General features: G+C 67.8%; 16 protein-coding genes. 8 read left to right on the forward strand and 8 right to left on the reverse strand.

Annotated features, from left to right (window positions below; all coding sequences use genetic code 11):
• The first annotated feature begins 44 nt into the window (after positions 1-44).
• Positions 45-1,517: a chloride channel protein gene (locus tag AWB92_RS06865; protein WP_085184821.1), complete on the forward strand. Its 1,473-nt coding sequence runs from the start codon at positions 45-47 to the stop codon at positions 1,515-1,517.
• Here AWB92_RS06865 and AWB92_RS06870 read toward each other — a convergent pair.
• Entirely contained in the window at positions 1,514-2,062 is a 549-nt protein-coding gene (locus AWB92_RS06870; protein WP_085184641.1) for a DNA starvation/stationary phase protection protein, read from the reverse strand. The two genes, AWB92_RS06865 and AWB92_RS06870, sit on opposite strands and share 4 nt — an antisense overlap.
• 85 nt (positions 2,063-2,147) lie before the next feature.
• The gene (locus AWB92_RS06875; protein ID WP_085184642.1) at positions 2,148-3,059 is read right to left on the reverse strand and encodes a DNA-3-methyladenine glycosylase; all 912 of its coding nucleotides are present in this window, start codon (positions 3,057-3,059) and stop codon (positions 2,148-2,150) included.
• Between the two features lie 86 nt (positions 3,060-3,145).
• On the opposite strand from AWB92_RS06875, the gene AWB92_RS06880 reads away from it, so the two are divergent.
• Positions 3,146-3,553, forward strand: a complete 408-nt coding sequence (locus AWB92_RS06880; RefSeq protein WP_068176718.1) for a nuclear transport factor 2 family protein — start codon at positions 3,146-3,148, stop codon at positions 3,551-3,553.
• Here the strand turns inward: AWB92_RS06880 and AWB92_RS06885 are convergent.
• Positions 3,533-3,916, reverse strand: coding sequence for a DUF427 domain-containing protein (locus AWB92_RS06885; protein ID WP_085184643.1), 384 nt, complete (start codon positions 3,914-3,916; stop codon positions 3,533-3,535). The genes AWB92_RS06880 and AWB92_RS06885 overlap by 21 nt on opposite strands.
• A gap of 101 nt (positions 3,917-4,017) precedes the next feature.
• On the opposite strand from AWB92_RS06885, the gene AWB92_RS06890 reads away from it, so the two are divergent.
• Positions 4,018-5,043 (forward strand): hypothetical protein, encoded by a 1,026-nt coding sequence (locus AWB92_RS06890; RefSeq protein WP_085184644.1) that lies wholly within the window; start codon positions 4,018-4,020, stop codon positions 5,041-5,043.
• Positions 5,044-5,058: 15 nt separating this feature from the next.
• Here AWB92_RS06890 and AWB92_RS06895 read toward each other — a convergent pair whose 3' ends face one another.
• A complete protein-coding gene (locus AWB92_RS06895; RefSeq protein ID WP_085184645.1) occupies positions 5,059-6,102 on the reverse strand; it encodes an NAD-dependent epimerase/dehydratase family protein in 1,044 nt (347 codons plus the stop codon).
• Complete coding sequence (locus tag AWB92_RS06900) at positions 6,099-6,605, reverse strand: nuclear transport factor 2 family protein (protein ID WP_068113176.1); 507 nt, start codon at positions 6,603-6,605, stop codon at positions 6,099-6,101. The genes AWB92_RS06895 and AWB92_RS06900 overlap by 4 nt, the downstream gene beginning before the upstream one ends.
• Before the next feature lie 151 nt (positions 6,606-6,756).
• Between AWB92_RS06900 and msrA the strand changes: the two genes are divergently transcribed.
• Positions 6,757-7,272: a peptide-methionine (S)-S-oxide reductase MsrA gene (msrA, locus tag AWB92_RS06905; protein ID WP_085184646.1), complete on the forward strand. Its 516-nt coding sequence runs from the start codon at positions 6,757-6,759 to the stop codon at positions 7,270-7,272.
• Between the two features lie 19 nt (positions 7,273-7,291).
• Here msrA and AWB92_RS06910 read toward each other — a convergent pair whose 3' ends face one another.
• On the reverse strand, positions 7,292-8,617 hold the full coding sequence (locus tag AWB92_RS06910; RefSeq protein WP_085184822.1) for a cytochrome P450: 1,326 nt from the start codon (positions 8,615-8,617) through the stop codon (positions 7,292-7,294).
• A gap of 127 nt (positions 8,618-8,744) precedes the next feature.
• On the opposite strand from AWB92_RS06910, the gene AWB92_RS06915 reads away from it, so the two are divergent.
• Both AWB92_RS06915 and AWB92_RS06920 read left to right on the forward strand, forming a co-directional pair.
• On the forward strand, positions 8,745-9,356 hold the full coding sequence (locus AWB92_RS06915; RefSeq protein WP_085184647.1) for a TetR/AcrR family transcriptional regulator: 612 nt from the start codon (positions 8,745-8,747) through the stop codon (positions 9,354-9,356).
• 33 nt (positions 9,357-9,389) lie between these two features.
• Entirely contained in the window at positions 9,390-9,602 is a 213-nt protein-coding gene (locus AWB92_RS06920; protein ID WP_085184648.1) for a TOBE domain-containing protein, read from the forward strand.
• A gap of 12 nt (positions 9,603-9,614) precedes the next feature.
• Here the strand turns inward: AWB92_RS06920 and AWB92_RS06925 are convergent, their stop codons facing one another.
• Together AWB92_RS06925 and AWB92_RS06930 are read right to left on the reverse strand one after the other, a co-directional pair.
• Entirely contained in the window at positions 9,615-10,505 is an 891-nt protein-coding gene (locus AWB92_RS06925; RefSeq protein ID WP_085184649.1) for an alpha/beta hydrolase, read from the reverse strand.
• Positions 10,506-10,532: 27 nt separating this feature from the next.
• Complete coding sequence (locus tag AWB92_RS06930) at positions 10,533-11,777, reverse strand: sulfotransferase (protein ID WP_085184650.1); 1,245 nt, start codon at positions 11,775-11,777, stop codon at positions 10,533-10,535.
• 28 nt (positions 11,778-11,805) lie between these two features.
• Here AWB92_RS06930 and AWB92_RS06935 point away from each other — a divergent pair, with 28 nt between their 5' ends.
• Together AWB92_RS06935 and AWB92_RS06940 are read left to right on the forward strand one after the other, a co-directional pair.
• Entirely contained in the window at positions 11,806-12,381 is a 576-nt protein-coding gene (locus AWB92_RS06935) for a TetR/AcrR family transcriptional regulator (protein WP_085184651.1), read from the forward strand.
• Positions 12,378-13,481, forward strand: a complete 1,104-nt coding sequence (locus tag AWB92_RS06940) for a DUF1214 domain-containing protein (RefSeq protein WP_085184652.1) — start codon at positions 12,378-12,380, stop codon at positions 13,479-13,481. The genes AWB92_RS06935 and AWB92_RS06940 overlap by 4 nt, the downstream gene beginning before the upstream one ends.
• The last annotated feature ends 1 nt before the right edge of the window (position 13,482 follow it).

Consider the following 13,482-nt stretch of genomic DNA (forward strand, 5'->3'; position numbering starts at 1 on the left):
ACCGGACCGAAGTCCGGTTATTCCCGTCTGCCTAAGATGACGTGGTGCCCGGGGAAGAGCCGACGGATGAGGAACCCCAGCCCGCGGAGGCCCCGGCCCGTGCCGCAGGTGGCCGCTTCGGGGCATCGATCCGCAAGTCGGGCTACGTGCAGAAGTGGCTGCTGCTGGGCGTCACTATCGGCGTCATCGCCGGCCTGGGCGCCGTCGCCTTCTATTTCGCGCTGAAGTACACCGGCGAATTTCTGCTCGGCTACCTGGCCGGTTACCACATCCCGACGCCCGTGGGGGAGGGTGGCGGCCACGGGTCGACGGGCTTCAGCCGGGCGTGGGCCATCCCGCTGGTGACGACGGGCGGCGCGTTGCTGTCCGCGTTGATCGTGGCGAAGCTGGCCCCGGAGGCCACCGGCCACGGCACGGACGAAGCCATCCAGGCCGTCCACGGCGATCCCCGCGCCATCCGCTTTCGTGCCGTGCTGGTGAAGATGGTGGCCAGCGCGCTGACCATCGGCTCGGGCGGCTCGGCTGGGCGCGAGGGCCCGACCGCGCAAATCTCGGCGGGCTTCTCCTCGCTGCTCGCCCGGCGGCTGAACCTGTCCGACGAGGACGGCCGGACGGCGGTGGCGCTGGGCATCGGCGCCGGCATCGGCGCAATCTTCGCGGCACCCCTGGGTGGGGCGGTGCTGGCCGCGTCGATCCCCTACCGCGACGACTTCGACTACCGCTACCTGCTCCCCGGCTTCATCACCTCGGGCACGGCCTACGCGGTGCTCGGGGCATTCCTGGGCTTCGATCCGCTGTTCGGCTACATCGATGCCGAGTACCGCTTCGAGAAGGCATGGCCGCTGCTGTGGTTCGTGGTGATCGGTCTGGTCGCGGCTGCGATCGGTTACCTATACGCCCGCACCTTTCATGCCACAGTGCGGCTGACCAAGCGGCTGCCCGGCGGCGCCGTGCTCAAGCCGGCGCTGGGCGGGCTGCTCGTCGGGCTGCTGGGACTGCTGCTCCCGCAGATCCTGAGCAGTGGCTACGGTTGGGCCCAGCTGGCGGCCGACCGCACGTCGCTGTTGGCGATCCCGCTGTGGGTCGTCATCGTGCTGCCGATCGCCAAGATCGTGGCCACGTCGCTGTCGATCGGTACCGGCGGATCCGGCGGCCTGTTCGGACCGGGGATCGTGATCGGCGCGTTCGTGGGGGCCGCCGTCTGGCGGCTGGGCGAGCTGTCCGGGCTGCCCGGGGTGCCGCACCAGCCCGGAATCTTCGTCGTGGTCGGGATGATGGCGTGCTTCGGCAGCGTCGCGCGCGCGCCCCTCGCGATCATGATCATGGTCGCCGAGATGACGGGCTCGTTTTCGGTGGTGCCGGGCGCGATCCTCGCCGTCGGGATAGCGGCCCTGGTGCTGTCGCGCAGCAACGTCACCATCTACGAGGCGCAGCGGCTGAACCGGGAAACCGCCGAGGCCGAGCGCGCGCGCCAGCCCTCCACGGTCGCCGAAGGCGAATCAGCTACCGATAGCTAGGACTCGCGCCGCACGCTGCTCGCCGCGTCCTTTTCGGTGCTCGCGCCCTCGTGGGCCAGCGCGCCGCCCGCGCTTTCCAGGTGCGCCCGGACAAACCATTGGAATTTCTCCAGTTGTCCCGCCTGCCCGATCAGCAAATCCTGGGTCACCGGGTCGAGTTCGTCCGTCTCGTCGATGGATTGGCGGATGTCCTCGACTACGCCGTTGTAGACCAGGTCGAGCGCAGCCAGATGCGCCTGCACCGTGTCGCGGCCGACCGAATAGTCGTCCCACGAGCGATCCCTGATGATCGCGCCCGGCGTGCCCTGTGGCGAAGCCCCAAGTGCCGCAATGCGTTCGGCGACGTCGTCGGCGAAGTTGCGCACCGCGTCCACCTGGGGATCGATCATCTCGTGCACGCCAATGAAATTCGGGCCCACCACGTTCCAGTGGATGTGCTTCAACGTCAGATGCAGATCGTTGTAGGTGCTCAGTTGCTTTTGCAGCAGTTCGGTCAGTCGCGCCGCCTGCTTGTCGGTCAATCCCGGAATAGTGAACTGAGTCATTGCTTTTCCTAGCTTCCTTCCCTGCGGTTCGCACACGGTACTGCCCTGCTGGGTACCCGATGGCCCATCCGGAAAACACCGTGGGTCAGAGCGTGTGGATTTGCTGCACCGGCAGCCTGGCGCCGCGCCGCGGCTCGTACGCCAGCCCGCTGGCCTCCAGCAACCGAACCACTCGGTGGCGGTGTGGGCGCATCGGCTCGAGCAGCTCGAGCATCACGGCGTCGTCGACGGGGCGGCCCAGCAGCGTCCAGCCGATCATCTTGGGAATGTGATAGTCGCCCACCGACACGGCGTCGGCGTCGCCGAATGCGCGCTGCGCGGTTTCGGCGGCGGTCCACTCACCCACCCCCGGCAGGGAGGTCAAAGCCCGGCGGGCCTCCTCCGCCGGCCGCGCCACCAGCCGCTCCAGCGAGGCCGCCCGCCGCGCACAAGCCACCACCGTCTGCGCCCGCCTGGGGTCGACGTTGGCGCGATGGAACTCCCACGACGGGATGTGCCGCCACGCGTCGGCCGACGGCGGCACCCGCATCCCGGCCGGCGCCGGCCCGGGCGCGGGGGTCCCGTGCTTGGACACCAGGACGCGCCAGGACCGGAACGCGTCGGCGCCCGGCACCCGCTGCTCGATGATGGCCGGGATCAGGGCCTCGAGCACCCGTCCGGTGCGGCCCAGCCGCAGGTGCGGGACGCGCTGGTGGGCGGCGGCAACGATGGGGTCGCGCGGCTCGAAGTCCGACGCGTCGTCATCGGCGCCCAGCATCGCGGGCAGCATCTCGATGAACTCCTGAGCACCGCCGCCCCAGGCCTCACAGTGGGCCGCGTTGGCGGTCGCGCGGCGGATCCGCGCCGTGACGGGCCCACTGGGCAGCAGACTGGTCCGCCAGATGGTGCCGTCGCCGGGCAGCCGGAAGCACGGGTCGCGCGGACCGCGGCGCAGGGGCGCCAAGGTGTGTCCGAAGCTGGCCGCCCCGGGGAATGTGACCGTCCGCGCGCTTTTCACCCGTTCACTCCGCAATCTTCAGTCACAGCGAGTTCCAAGGACCCTGCCGTTTGACCGGTGATCGTGTCCCACGACAATATTGCGATGTGATGACGCCATTCGATGGCCCGCACACGGAGCTCGCCTGGATGTTCTTGCAGAGCCTGACCGAGGGCGCCGACCTGGACGAGGGCTTTTCGCTGCTGAGCGACGACTTCACCTATTGGAGCCTTTACACCCGGATAGCGTTCGACAAGGCGACATTGCGGCAATCGGTCGAGTGGCGCAAACGGACCTTGGATCTTACCGTCGAGCTGCGCAGTTGCTTCGCCGACGGCGACACGGTGGTGGTTGAGGCCCAGGCGTTCGGCACCAACACCGACGGGGTCGAATACGACAGCCCCTTCGCGTGCATCTTCGAGATACGCGACGGGCTGATCGTCTCGATGCGCGAATACAGCGACACGCGCGCGCAGGAGCGCGCGCTGCCCCAGTCACCCAGCGGGGGCTACTGAGATCTCGGCCTTGTTCGGGTAGAAGGCGACGTGCCCCGCGATCGCCGCGACGGCGGGGTAGGGCTGCTCGTACGTCCAGATCGCGTCGACGACGGTCTCGCCCGCGGAGGTCGTCACGCTGTAGTAGCTGGCGTCACCCTTGAATGGGCAGTGCGTGCTGGTGTCCGTGCGGGTGAGCCGGTCGAAGACCACGTCGTCGATCGGAATGTATTGCACCGCAGGCAAACTCGCCTCGCGCAGCTCCAGCGCCGCGGTGGTGTCGGCGACGAGTTCGCCGTTGACGCGCACCTGTACCCGGCCTTTCGTCGGCTCGATGGTGATCGGATGTCCGGCGCTCGGTTCTTTGATTTCCGGGTGGGTCATGGGTTCCTCCTCAGACGCGGATGTGTTCTGCAACACCGATCCGGGTCCAAGACTTCCCCGCGGCTTTGCATAGGTCGAACATCCGGGGGTATGCGCTCGCTATGCGACTCGGAGTGCTCGACGTGGGCTCGAATTCGGCGCAGCTGCAGGTGGTCGATGCGGTGGCGGGCAGTCCGCCGCTTCCGGTCCGCGCCGTCAAGGAGCACACCCACCTTGGTGAGGAGCTGGGCGAGGACGGCTCGATCTCGAAATCGGGCATCGCCCATGTGACTTCCGCCGTGGAGCAAGCGATTTCCGCGGCGCGCGACTTCGATGTCGAATGGCTGTACCCGTTCGCGACGGCCGCGATTCGCGATGCCTCTAATCGGGAAGCGGTGCTGGACCACATCGAAGATCAGTGCGGGATCCGGTTGCAAGTGCTTTCCGGGGAGCAAGAGGCTCGCCTGACCTATGGCGCCGTCCGCCGCTGGTACGGATGGCAGGCCGGGCGGATGCTCATCATCGATATCGGCGGGGGCTCGATGGAACTGGCCTTCGGTCGTGACCAGGCGCCCGACTTCGCCTTCTCGTTTCCGCTGGGGGCCGGCCGCGCCACCCGCGAGTTCTTCGGCTCCGCGCCGGTGCCCTCCGCCAAGCAACTCAAGGCGCTGCGAAAACGCGTCGAGAGCGAGCTCGGTGACGTCGCCGACCGGATCATCTGGGAGGGGAAACCGGGCCAGGTGGTCGTGACGTCGAAGACGTTCCGGCAATTGGCGCGGTTGTGCGGCGCCCCCAAGATGCGCAAGGGCCCGTTCGTTCGCCGCACCCTGGCGACGGCGGACCTGGCTCGCTGCTTGCCCCGGCTGAAACGGCTGACCCCGGCCGAACGCGCCCGGTTGCGTGGCGTGTCGACGGCGCGGGCGGGACAGATCCTGGCCGGGGCGATCGTCGCCCTCGAGACGCTGCGCTACCTGGAGATTCCCACCGTGCAAGTGAGCCCATGGGCGCTGCGTGAGGGCATCATCCTGCAACATCAGGCCGCGTTGACGCAGACGAGCGAACTGCCGCTGCATCCGCTGCATCTCTCCTCGTCCACCGCGACCGGCGACGCGGTAGTCACGACCTTGCCGCCGCGGCCCGCCAACTGAACCGACGGGCGCAGGCTAGTCGGCCTGGGCGGCGGTGCTGTTCTTCGTCGCGGATCGAGCGGACTGCGCTCCCTTCAGGGCGGCCCAGAACCGGGCCGCCTCGCGGATCGATTGCTCGACCGGGCGCGGCTGCCAGCCCAATTCGCGCATCGCCTTGCTGCTGTCGACGGGCGCTTCGGCGCGCATCATCCGCACCGATTTGAGGCTGAGTTCGGAGTCCTTGCCGGTGAGTCGCGCCCTCAGGGTGCCCATCGCGGCCAGGGCGTAGAGCACCGGCACGGAGATCGAGCGTCGCGGCGGCGGTACGCCCGCCTCGTCGGCCGCGATTCGGACGACGTCATTCAGCGCGAACATCCGCTCGGAGATCAGGTATCGCTCCCCGATGCGGCCGCGCTCGGCGGCCAGGATCATGGCCCGGGCGGCGTCGTCGACGCCGACGACCTCCAGCTGGATGCCGTTCATCAGGAAGGGCAGCTTGCCGAAGACCGCGCCGGCGATGAACGCGCCGTGCGGGGTGCCGCCCCAGTCCCCGCTGCCGTACGTCGTCGAGACGCACATCGCGACGGCGGGCAGCCCGGCCTCGGCGACGTAGCGCATCACCAAATCTTCGGCCTGGACCCGGGATTGGACGTACGGCGTCAGGCCGCGTGGGTCGATAAGGTCCTGTTCGGTCGCCACGTGCCCGTGTCGCCGGCCCACCGTCGCGTAGGTGCTGGTGAAGACGAACCTGCGCAAGCCGGGTTCCTTGACGGCGACGTCGAGGACATTGCGCAGGCCGTCCACGTTGGTGCGGAACAACGGCGACGGGTCACGCAGCCAGGCGCGCGTGTCGACGACGCAGTAGTACACGTCATCGACGCCGTCCATCGCCTCACGCACCGTGTCGGTGTCGAAGACGTCGCCCTGAAAGCGGGTGACCTGCAGGTCGTCGATGCTGCGGGTGTTGGCTTTCGGGCGCACCATCACCCGCACTTCGGCGCCGTCGGCGACGAGTTGGCGGGTCACATGCGAACCCAAAAAGCCGTTGGCGCCGATGACGAGCTTGGGTTTCGCGCTCACTGTTGCCCACCGTTCTGTTCCATCCAACGCGCGGCGTCGTCGTCGAGGGTGCCCAGCTGCTGCGCCTTGCGGCACCACTTCAGCGCCGCGCGCAGGAAACGCAGCGGGTTGTAGATGTCTTCTTCACGACTCCACAGGCCGTCGCCGGCATACGTGATGATCGTGATGTTGGTGGCGCTGATGACGCTGCCGTCGCCGGGGTCGCGCATCGGGTTGTCCAGTTCGAGGATGACCCGCCCGGTGGGCGCGTCGATGACCGACCACAGTGTGGGGAACGCGACCATGTGGCTGCCGGGGAAGGTGGTCATCGTCTGCTTGATCCACTCGCGCACCTCGTCGCGTCCGTGCATGGTGCCCGCCGCGTGCTCGATGTATTCGACGTCCGGCGTGTACTGCTCGACCCAGGCGTCCCAGTCCCGGGTCTCGGCGGCCCGGGCGACCGTTTCCTCGAATTTCTCGAAGGCGGCGGCGAGTTCGCTGTGCGAGAACGTGGCGGTAGTCATGCCAAAACTAGAACACGTTCTATTGACGTTTGTCGAGCATTGCCCGCCGTCGCCGCGGCGGCCAACACCTGCCCACCGGCGGCGGCGGTTGTGCGGAATAATCGGAAGATCGCTTCGGGTTGCGATAGCGAGACGGCAAGGAGGGGCAATCATGACCGATCCTCAAAAGGCGATTCTCGCCGGCGGCTGCTTCTGGGGCATGCAAGACCTGATCCGCAAGCAACCCGGCGTCATCTCGACCCGGGTCGGCTACACGGGCGGCGACGTTCCCAACGCGACCTACCGCAATCACGGCACGCACGCCGAAGCCATCGAAATCGTCTACGACCCTGCGGTCACCGATTACCGCACGCTGCTGGAGTTCTTTTTCCAGATCCACGATCCGACGACGAAGAACCGCCAGGGCAACGACATTGGGACCAGCTACCGCTCGGCCATCTTCTACGTCGACGACGAGCAGAAGCGGGTCGCGCTGGACACCATCGCCGACGTCGAGGCGTCGGGCCTGTGGCCAGGCAAGGTCGTGACCGAGGTCAGCCCCGCGGGCGACTTCTGGGAAGCCGAGCCCGAGCATCAGGACTACCTGCAGAACTACCCCAACGGGTACACCTGCCACTTCGTGCGTCCCGGCTGGAAGCTGCCGCGCCGCGCCGCCGCCGGCAGCTGACTCAACCCCTAGCGCGCGCTCAGCGCCGGTGGACGACGATGCGCCCACCGTTCTTGGGGGTATAGGCGACACCGCGGGAGTGCCAACGCTCCCCCGGCGCCGTCGTGGTCTCGATCGTGAAGTCGCGCAGCACCGTTCGCAACACCACGTCCATCTCCATGTTGGCGAACGCGGCCCCCACGCAGCGGCGGGTGCCCCCACCGAACGGGATCCACGCGAACGTCGACGGCTTGCCCCCGATGTAGCGCTGCGGTTCGAAGCGCTCCGGGTCGGGATAGATATCGGGATCGTCGTGGATCTGCGAGATGCTCACGATTATCGAATCCCCTTGGGGGAGAACCCATTCGCCGAGCTCGAAGGTCGGTGGAAATACGCGGCGGGCGCAGAAAAGGATGACCGTCCGGGCCCGCTGGACCTCCAGGATCGTCGCCTGGCGCAGCTCGTTCCCGCCGTTGTCGGCTTCCTCCACCAGAGCGGCCAGCACGTCGGGGTGGCGGGTCACCCGCTCGAACGCCCACGCCAGCGTCGCCGCCGTCGTTTCGTGACCGGCGGCCAGGAGCGCGAGCAATTCGTCACCAATGTCCTTGTGCGACATGGGGGAGCCGTCGTCATAGGTGCTGCGCAGCATGAGCGCGAGCACGTCGGTGCGTTCGGCGAAGCTCGGATCGGCCCGCTCGTCGGCGATGAGCTTGTCGATGATGACGTCGTATTGGCGCCGCCACCAGTCCAGCCTGCCCCACGGGGTGAACCGGCCATATGTCCGTTCGGGTTTCGGCAATACGGCCAAGCGTGAGCCCAGGGTGACCCACGGCGGGATGAGACGGCGCAGCTCGTCCAGCTCGGCGCCGTCGGCGCCGAAGACCGCGCGCAGGATGGCGTTGAGCGTGATGCGCATCATCGAGGGCAAGGTCGGGAAGGGCCGGCCCTCCGGCCAATTGGCCGTCTCGCGCAGGGTCTCCTCTTCGATGATGGCCTCGTAGTTCTTCATGCTCTTGCCGTGGAACGGCGGTGCCAACAGCCGTCGCCGCTGGCGGTGCTCCTCGCGATCCAACGCGAACACCGAACCCGAGCCGAACATCCGACTCAGGTTGGGCTGAATGTTGCCCAGCTCCTCGGGACTGGTGGTGAACACCTGCTTCGCCAACTGCGGGTCACACACGATCACCGCCCGACCGAAAATAGGGATGGTAAGAGTGAAGACGTTGCCGTAGCGGCGCGCCAACCGCTTGATCATCCCGCGCCGCGAGATCGCGAAGGCGATGCCGGACAACGGCTTCGGGATTCGGGCGGTCGGGGGCAGCCTGACTGCCGGTGTCCCCGGCGGGGCGGTGACGACGTCGCTCATGGCGTTGTTGCTCCCCATATCTCTCGCCCGGATTCGGGGGCGGTACCGCGGTGTACCAAACCTTTCCCGATACGGTACTCTGTGGTACCAAGCCTGACAAGGTCCGTATTCACCGAAGGGGGCGGCCGTGACATCAGCGGTTGACGACGCGGTCGTGGCCGACCCTTCATCGGATCCTTTTCGACTCCGGCTGCTCGACGGCCTCGCCACTGCGATCGGGGAGCGCGGCTACCGGACCAGCACGGTCGCCGACATCGTCCGCCACGCCCGCACGTCCAAGCGCACCTTCTACGACCAGTTCGCGAGCAAGGAAGAGTGCTTCCTGGAACTGCTGCGGGCCGACATCGAGAGGCTGGGCGAGAACATCGCCGCGGCCGTCGACCCGGAGGCGGACTGGCACCGGCAGATTCGCCAGGCCGTCGAGGCCTATGTCGAACACATGGAGGCGCGACCGGCCATCACCCTGAGCTTGATCCGCGAGCTGCCGTCGCTGGGCGCCGTCGCCCGCCCGGTCCAGCGCCGGGGGTTGCAGTTGCTGTCGAACCTGCTGATCGACCTCAGCGCCAGCCCGGGCTTCCGGCGCGCGGAGCTGCCGCCGTTGACCGCGCCGCTGGCCGTGATCCTGTTGGGTGGCCTGCGCGAGCTGACCGCGCTGGCGGTCGAGGATGGCAAACCAGTGCGCGAGATCGTCGAACCGGCGGTGGACGCCTCCGTAGCCCTGCTCGGGCCGCGGCACTAGGTTTGACCGCAGAGCCCACAGACGGAGGACGCGATGCGGCTATCGACCCGGAACCAACTCAAGGGAACCATCACCGAGGTCGATCTCGGCGCCGTGATGGCGATCGTGAAGGTCAAGCTCGACGGCGGCGAGCAGATCGTCACGTCGTCGGTCACCAAGGACGCGGCGGTCGACCTCGGCTTGGCGGTCGGTCAGCCCGCGACCGTGTTCATCAAGTCCACCGAAGTCACCATCGGCGTCGAATAGCGCCGCAGCGGTTTACGTTTCACCGCGAAGAAACGCCCGCAGCCGGTCAAGCACCAGCTCGGGTCGCTGCTCGACGATCCAGTGGCCGACGCCGTCGACCAGCTCGACCTCGAAATCGCTTATCCGGTCGCCGTATCCGTCCAGCAGGTCCGGTGTCAGCACCGGGTCCTTCGTTCCACACAGCCAGCGGACGGGCACGTCGACGCGGGCGTCGTCGTACTCGCCGCGCAGCCAGCCCAGCACCTCCTTCGTCTGAAAAGTGCGGTACCACTTCGAACCGGCCACCGCGTGCCCCGGCTGGCGCATGCACTCGATGTAGAAGCGGACGTCCTCCTCGGGCACCAAATATCCCCCGCCGACCCAGGACGCCAGCAGCCGGTAGAACCTGGCCTTGGGATCGCCGATCACGCGCGGGCCGATCACCGGCAACATGATCGGGATCTGATACCAGAACCGCCACAGATTGCGGGCGAGCTTGAGATCCCTTTTGAACCACGGCGCAGCGGTGTTCATGCCGAAATAACCGGTGACCTTGTCCGGATGGCGCAGCATCATGATGAACGCGATCGGCCCGCCCCAGTCGTGCGCGGCGAGCGTGACCGTCGCGACCCCCAAGCGGTCGAGCACCGCGGCGAGGTCGTCGGCCATGTCGTTCTTGCGGTAGTCCGAGCGGGGCGCCGAGCTCCAGCCCGCGCCGCGCAGGTCGGGACACAGCACCCGATAGCCGTCGGCGGCGAGCGGAGGGATCAAATCGTGCCATTCCCACCAGTTTTGGGGGAAGCCGTGCACCAGCATCACCGCCGGCCCGTTTGCCGGGCCCGCGTCGGCGACGTGGATCGTCACCCCGTCGCCGAGTTCCACGTACCTGTGTTCGACACCGTTCAACGCGGGCATAGCGACCATGAGTTGAAAACGTAGCCGACCGCCGCCTCAGCTCAGGAACCGGTCGACGTATGGCGCGAAGCGCTCCCGCAGGGCGTCCTCCGTCAACCCGAACATCTCGTACGACGTCTCGACGTTGCCCAGCCGGCCGCGCTGATGCCCCGCCAGGTAGCCGGCGACCGCCGCGCGCGCCTGGTCGGTGAACGGTTCACCGGCCAGCCCGTACACCCGCTCCGCCACACCGAGCTCGTCGGCCATGAAGTCGTCGAAGCGGATGTCGACCGAGCGTGCCGGACCGATGGCGTCGCGGTCGCGAACCAGCGCGGTCAGCATGTCATCGAGGCGGTCGATCCACTGCGCCGCAATCTCTCGCACCGGCACGGGCGAGCGGTGCATGCGCGCGGAGTAGGTGATCATCGCGATCATCGACACCGCCACCGGGACCGGATCGCGATGGGTGAACACCACGATGCTGCCCGGAAAAACCCGGTCCAGCACCGGCACCTGCTCGAGATGCTGCGGCGACTTGAGCAGCCAGCGCCGCCCGCCGCGCAGGAACTGCATCGCCTTGAGCTGCCCGGCCAGGTAGCGGTAGTGGGGCGTCTGATCGTGCGCCTGGTAGTAGCCGCGCCAGCGCGGCGCCTCGGCGAGGGTCTCGAAGAGCATCGTCGAGAAGTCATTTGCGAGCAGCTGGATTTCCTCGTGCACGTGGTCCGTGGTCATCTCGTGCATCAACGGAAAATGGGGCATCACCGTGTTGATGACCGACACCCCGACGTCCATCCGGGTGCGCCGCGGATCCGGCTCGATTCCCGCCTCAGACGGCAAGGGAAACGGCTCGACGCTTTCCCAGTACGGCATGGTGCGAAACGTGGGCGCCGCGGCGAGCAGGTTGTGCAGGTGGGTGGTGCCGGTGCGGGGCAGCCCGGCGATCACGACCGGCGGTTGCAGGTCGATTTCGTGGATCTCGGGATGCCGACGCAGCAGGTCGGTGAACAGCAACCGGTTCTTCAGCAGCTGCACCAACTGCGCGAAGAAGTTGACCGCCCCGGCCGGGTGCAGCCCGTCGATCGACCGTAGGTCGGCGAGGTAGACGTCGAGTCGTTCTCGGTAGTCGTCCGCGCCGAAATCGTCCAGGCCGGTATCGGCACTGGCCCTCGCGTGCAGGGCGTCGGCATCGAGCGGACAGTCCGCGGCCATGGTGGCCATCATGTCGAGGATCTGTTGGGCCTCGGCACTGAATCGGGGCAGGGCCAGGTCGTCGAGGGGAACTGAGCGAACGGCTTCGGTCACGGCGACTTATGTTACTCTGAGTCACGTAATGACGATAGACTTTGGCCGACCCCGTGACCCGCGTATCGACGCGGCCGTGCTGCGCGCGACCGTCGAACTTCTCTCGGAAACCGGTTACTCGGGCCTGTTGGTCTCCGCCATCGCCGAGCGGGCCGGCACTAGCAAGCCCGCGATCTATCGGCGCTGGCCCAGCAAGGCGCACCTGGTGCATGAAGCGGTGTTCCCGATCGGCGCCGCGACCGCGATTCCGAACACCGGCTCGCCGCCCGACGACCTGCGCGAAATGGTCCGCCGCGCAATGGCTTTCCTGACGACGCCGGCCGCCCGCGCGGCACTGCCGGGGCTGGTCGGCGAGATGGCCGCAGACCCGACCCTGCATTCGGCGCTGCTGGAGCGGTTCGCCGACGTCATCGCCGGTGGCCTGGCCGAGTGGCTGCAGGCCGCGGCCGCGCGGGGCGAGGTGCGGGCCGACGTCAGCGCCGCCGAACTCGCCGAGGCCGTCGCGGGCCTGATTCTGGTCGCCCTGCTCACCCGCGCCAAGGAACTCGACGACGCGTGGGTCGACCGCACCACCACGCTGCTACTGAAGGGAATCAGCACATGACGCACGACTCGACGGCCGCGTGGCAGGAGCTGCTCGCCACGCTCGGCACCCTCGACCGCTCCTTCCTCGAGGGCGACCGCGCCGTCACCGACGATCGCCACATCGCCGACGGCTACCGCATGCTTGCCGCCACACTCGGCGTGGCGTTCGACGCCTACCTGTTTCCCGAGCCGGGGCGCCCGCAGTTCGTCGCGGTGAACACGCCGTTTCGGCGCGACCGTCGGTGGGGCGGCGACAACACCGACGCCTACTACTTCCTGTGTCCGGTGGACCCGAAGCGGCGCTACCGCATCAGCGGCAATCGCGGTGACAGCGTGTACTTTTCGGTGACGGCCTACAACGAACCCTCGCCCGGCGCGTGGTCGGACCGGGTCGTTGCGATCGTCCGCGACAGCGATCTCGACGTCGACGCCGACGGCAACTTCAGCTTCGAATTCCCCCCGACACCGGACGCGGCCGTGCTGATGACCCGCGACTACCAGGCCGACCCGCTGACCGGCCGCCCGGTCGTGTGGAACATCGAGGCGCTCGACGAGCCCGACCCGATACGACACGGCGACGCCGAGACCGCGGCGAGCCTGCGGGCGGCGGCCACGTGGCTGCGCACGATGTTCGCCATCGTGCCGCTGGCCGTCGGCACTCGAGCGGACGAGGAGCACGCGCTCGGGCACGAGACCGCGCACGCGGCAAACGAATTCGCCGACCCCTACCAGGTGCCGGACGCCAACTTCGGCTGGTCGGCGCGTGACGCGTGCTATTCCTACGGCAGTTTCGTGCTCGACGACGACGAGGCGCTGGTCATCACGCACCGACCGCCGGCGTGCCGGTTCTGGAACATGGTGGTGTGGAACCAGTTCATGGCTACCTATGGCGCGGCCGATGCCAGGTGTTCCATCAACGGCAGCAGCGCCGCGCTCAACGGCGATGGCTCGGTGACGATCGTGTTGTCCCGCGGCATGACGACCCACCCGAATTCGCTGACCACGCTGGACTATCCCCGCGGCAACCTAGCGTTCCGGTGGTTCCTGGCCGACGGTGTGCCGGCGCGGCCCGAGGTGAAACTGGTTAAGGTCGTCGACGCGCCGACGCAGGTGCATTGAG

It is taken from the genome of Mycobacterium sp. IEC1808, from assembly GCF_002101935.1.
GTDB lineage: Bacteria > Actinomycetota > Actinomycetes > Mycobacteriales > Mycobacteriaceae > Mycobacterium.

Excerpts from the sequence above, each read along its gene's own strand:
- AWB92_RS06890 (WP_085184644.1), top strand. The coding sequence starts at position 4,018 with ATGCGACTCGGAGTGCTCGACGTGGGCTCGAATTCGGCGCAGCTGCAG.
- AWB92_RS06870 (WP_085184641.1), bottom strand. The coding sequence starts at position 2,062 with ATGACTCAGTTCACTATTCCGGGATTGACCGACAAGCAGGCGGCGCGA.
- AWB92_RS06940 (WP_085184652.1), top strand. The coding sequence starts at position 12,378 with ATGACGCACGACTCGACGGCCGCGTGGCAGGAGCTGCTCGCCACGCTC.
- msrA (WP_085184646.1), top strand. The coding sequence starts at position 6,757 with ATGACCGATCCTCAAAAGGCGATTCTCGCCGGCGGCTGCTTCTGGGGC.
- AWB92_RS06885 (WP_085184643.1), bottom strand. The coding sequence starts at position 3,916 with ATGACCCACCCGGAAATCAAAGAACCGAGCGCCGGACATCCGATCACC.
- AWB92_RS06925 (WP_085184649.1), bottom strand. The coding sequence starts at position 10,505 with ATGGTCGCTATGCCCGCGTTGAACGGTGTCGAACACAGGTACGTGGAA.
- AWB92_RS06935 (WP_085184651.1), top strand. The coding sequence starts at position 11,806 with ATGACGATAGACTTTGGCCGACCCCGTGACCCGCGTATCGACGCGGCC.
- AWB92_RS06910 (WP_085184822.1), bottom strand. The coding sequence starts at position 8,617 with ATGAGCGACGTCGTCACCGCCCCGCCGGGGACACCGGCAGTCAGGCTG.
- AWB92_RS06900 (WP_068113176.1), bottom strand. The coding sequence starts at position 6,605 with ATGACTACCGCCACGTTCTCGCACAGCGAACTCGCCGCCGCCTTCGAG.
- AWB92_RS06920 (WP_085184648.1), top strand. The coding sequence starts at position 9,390 with ATGCGGCTATCGACCCGGAACCAACTCAAGGGAACCATCACCGAGGTC.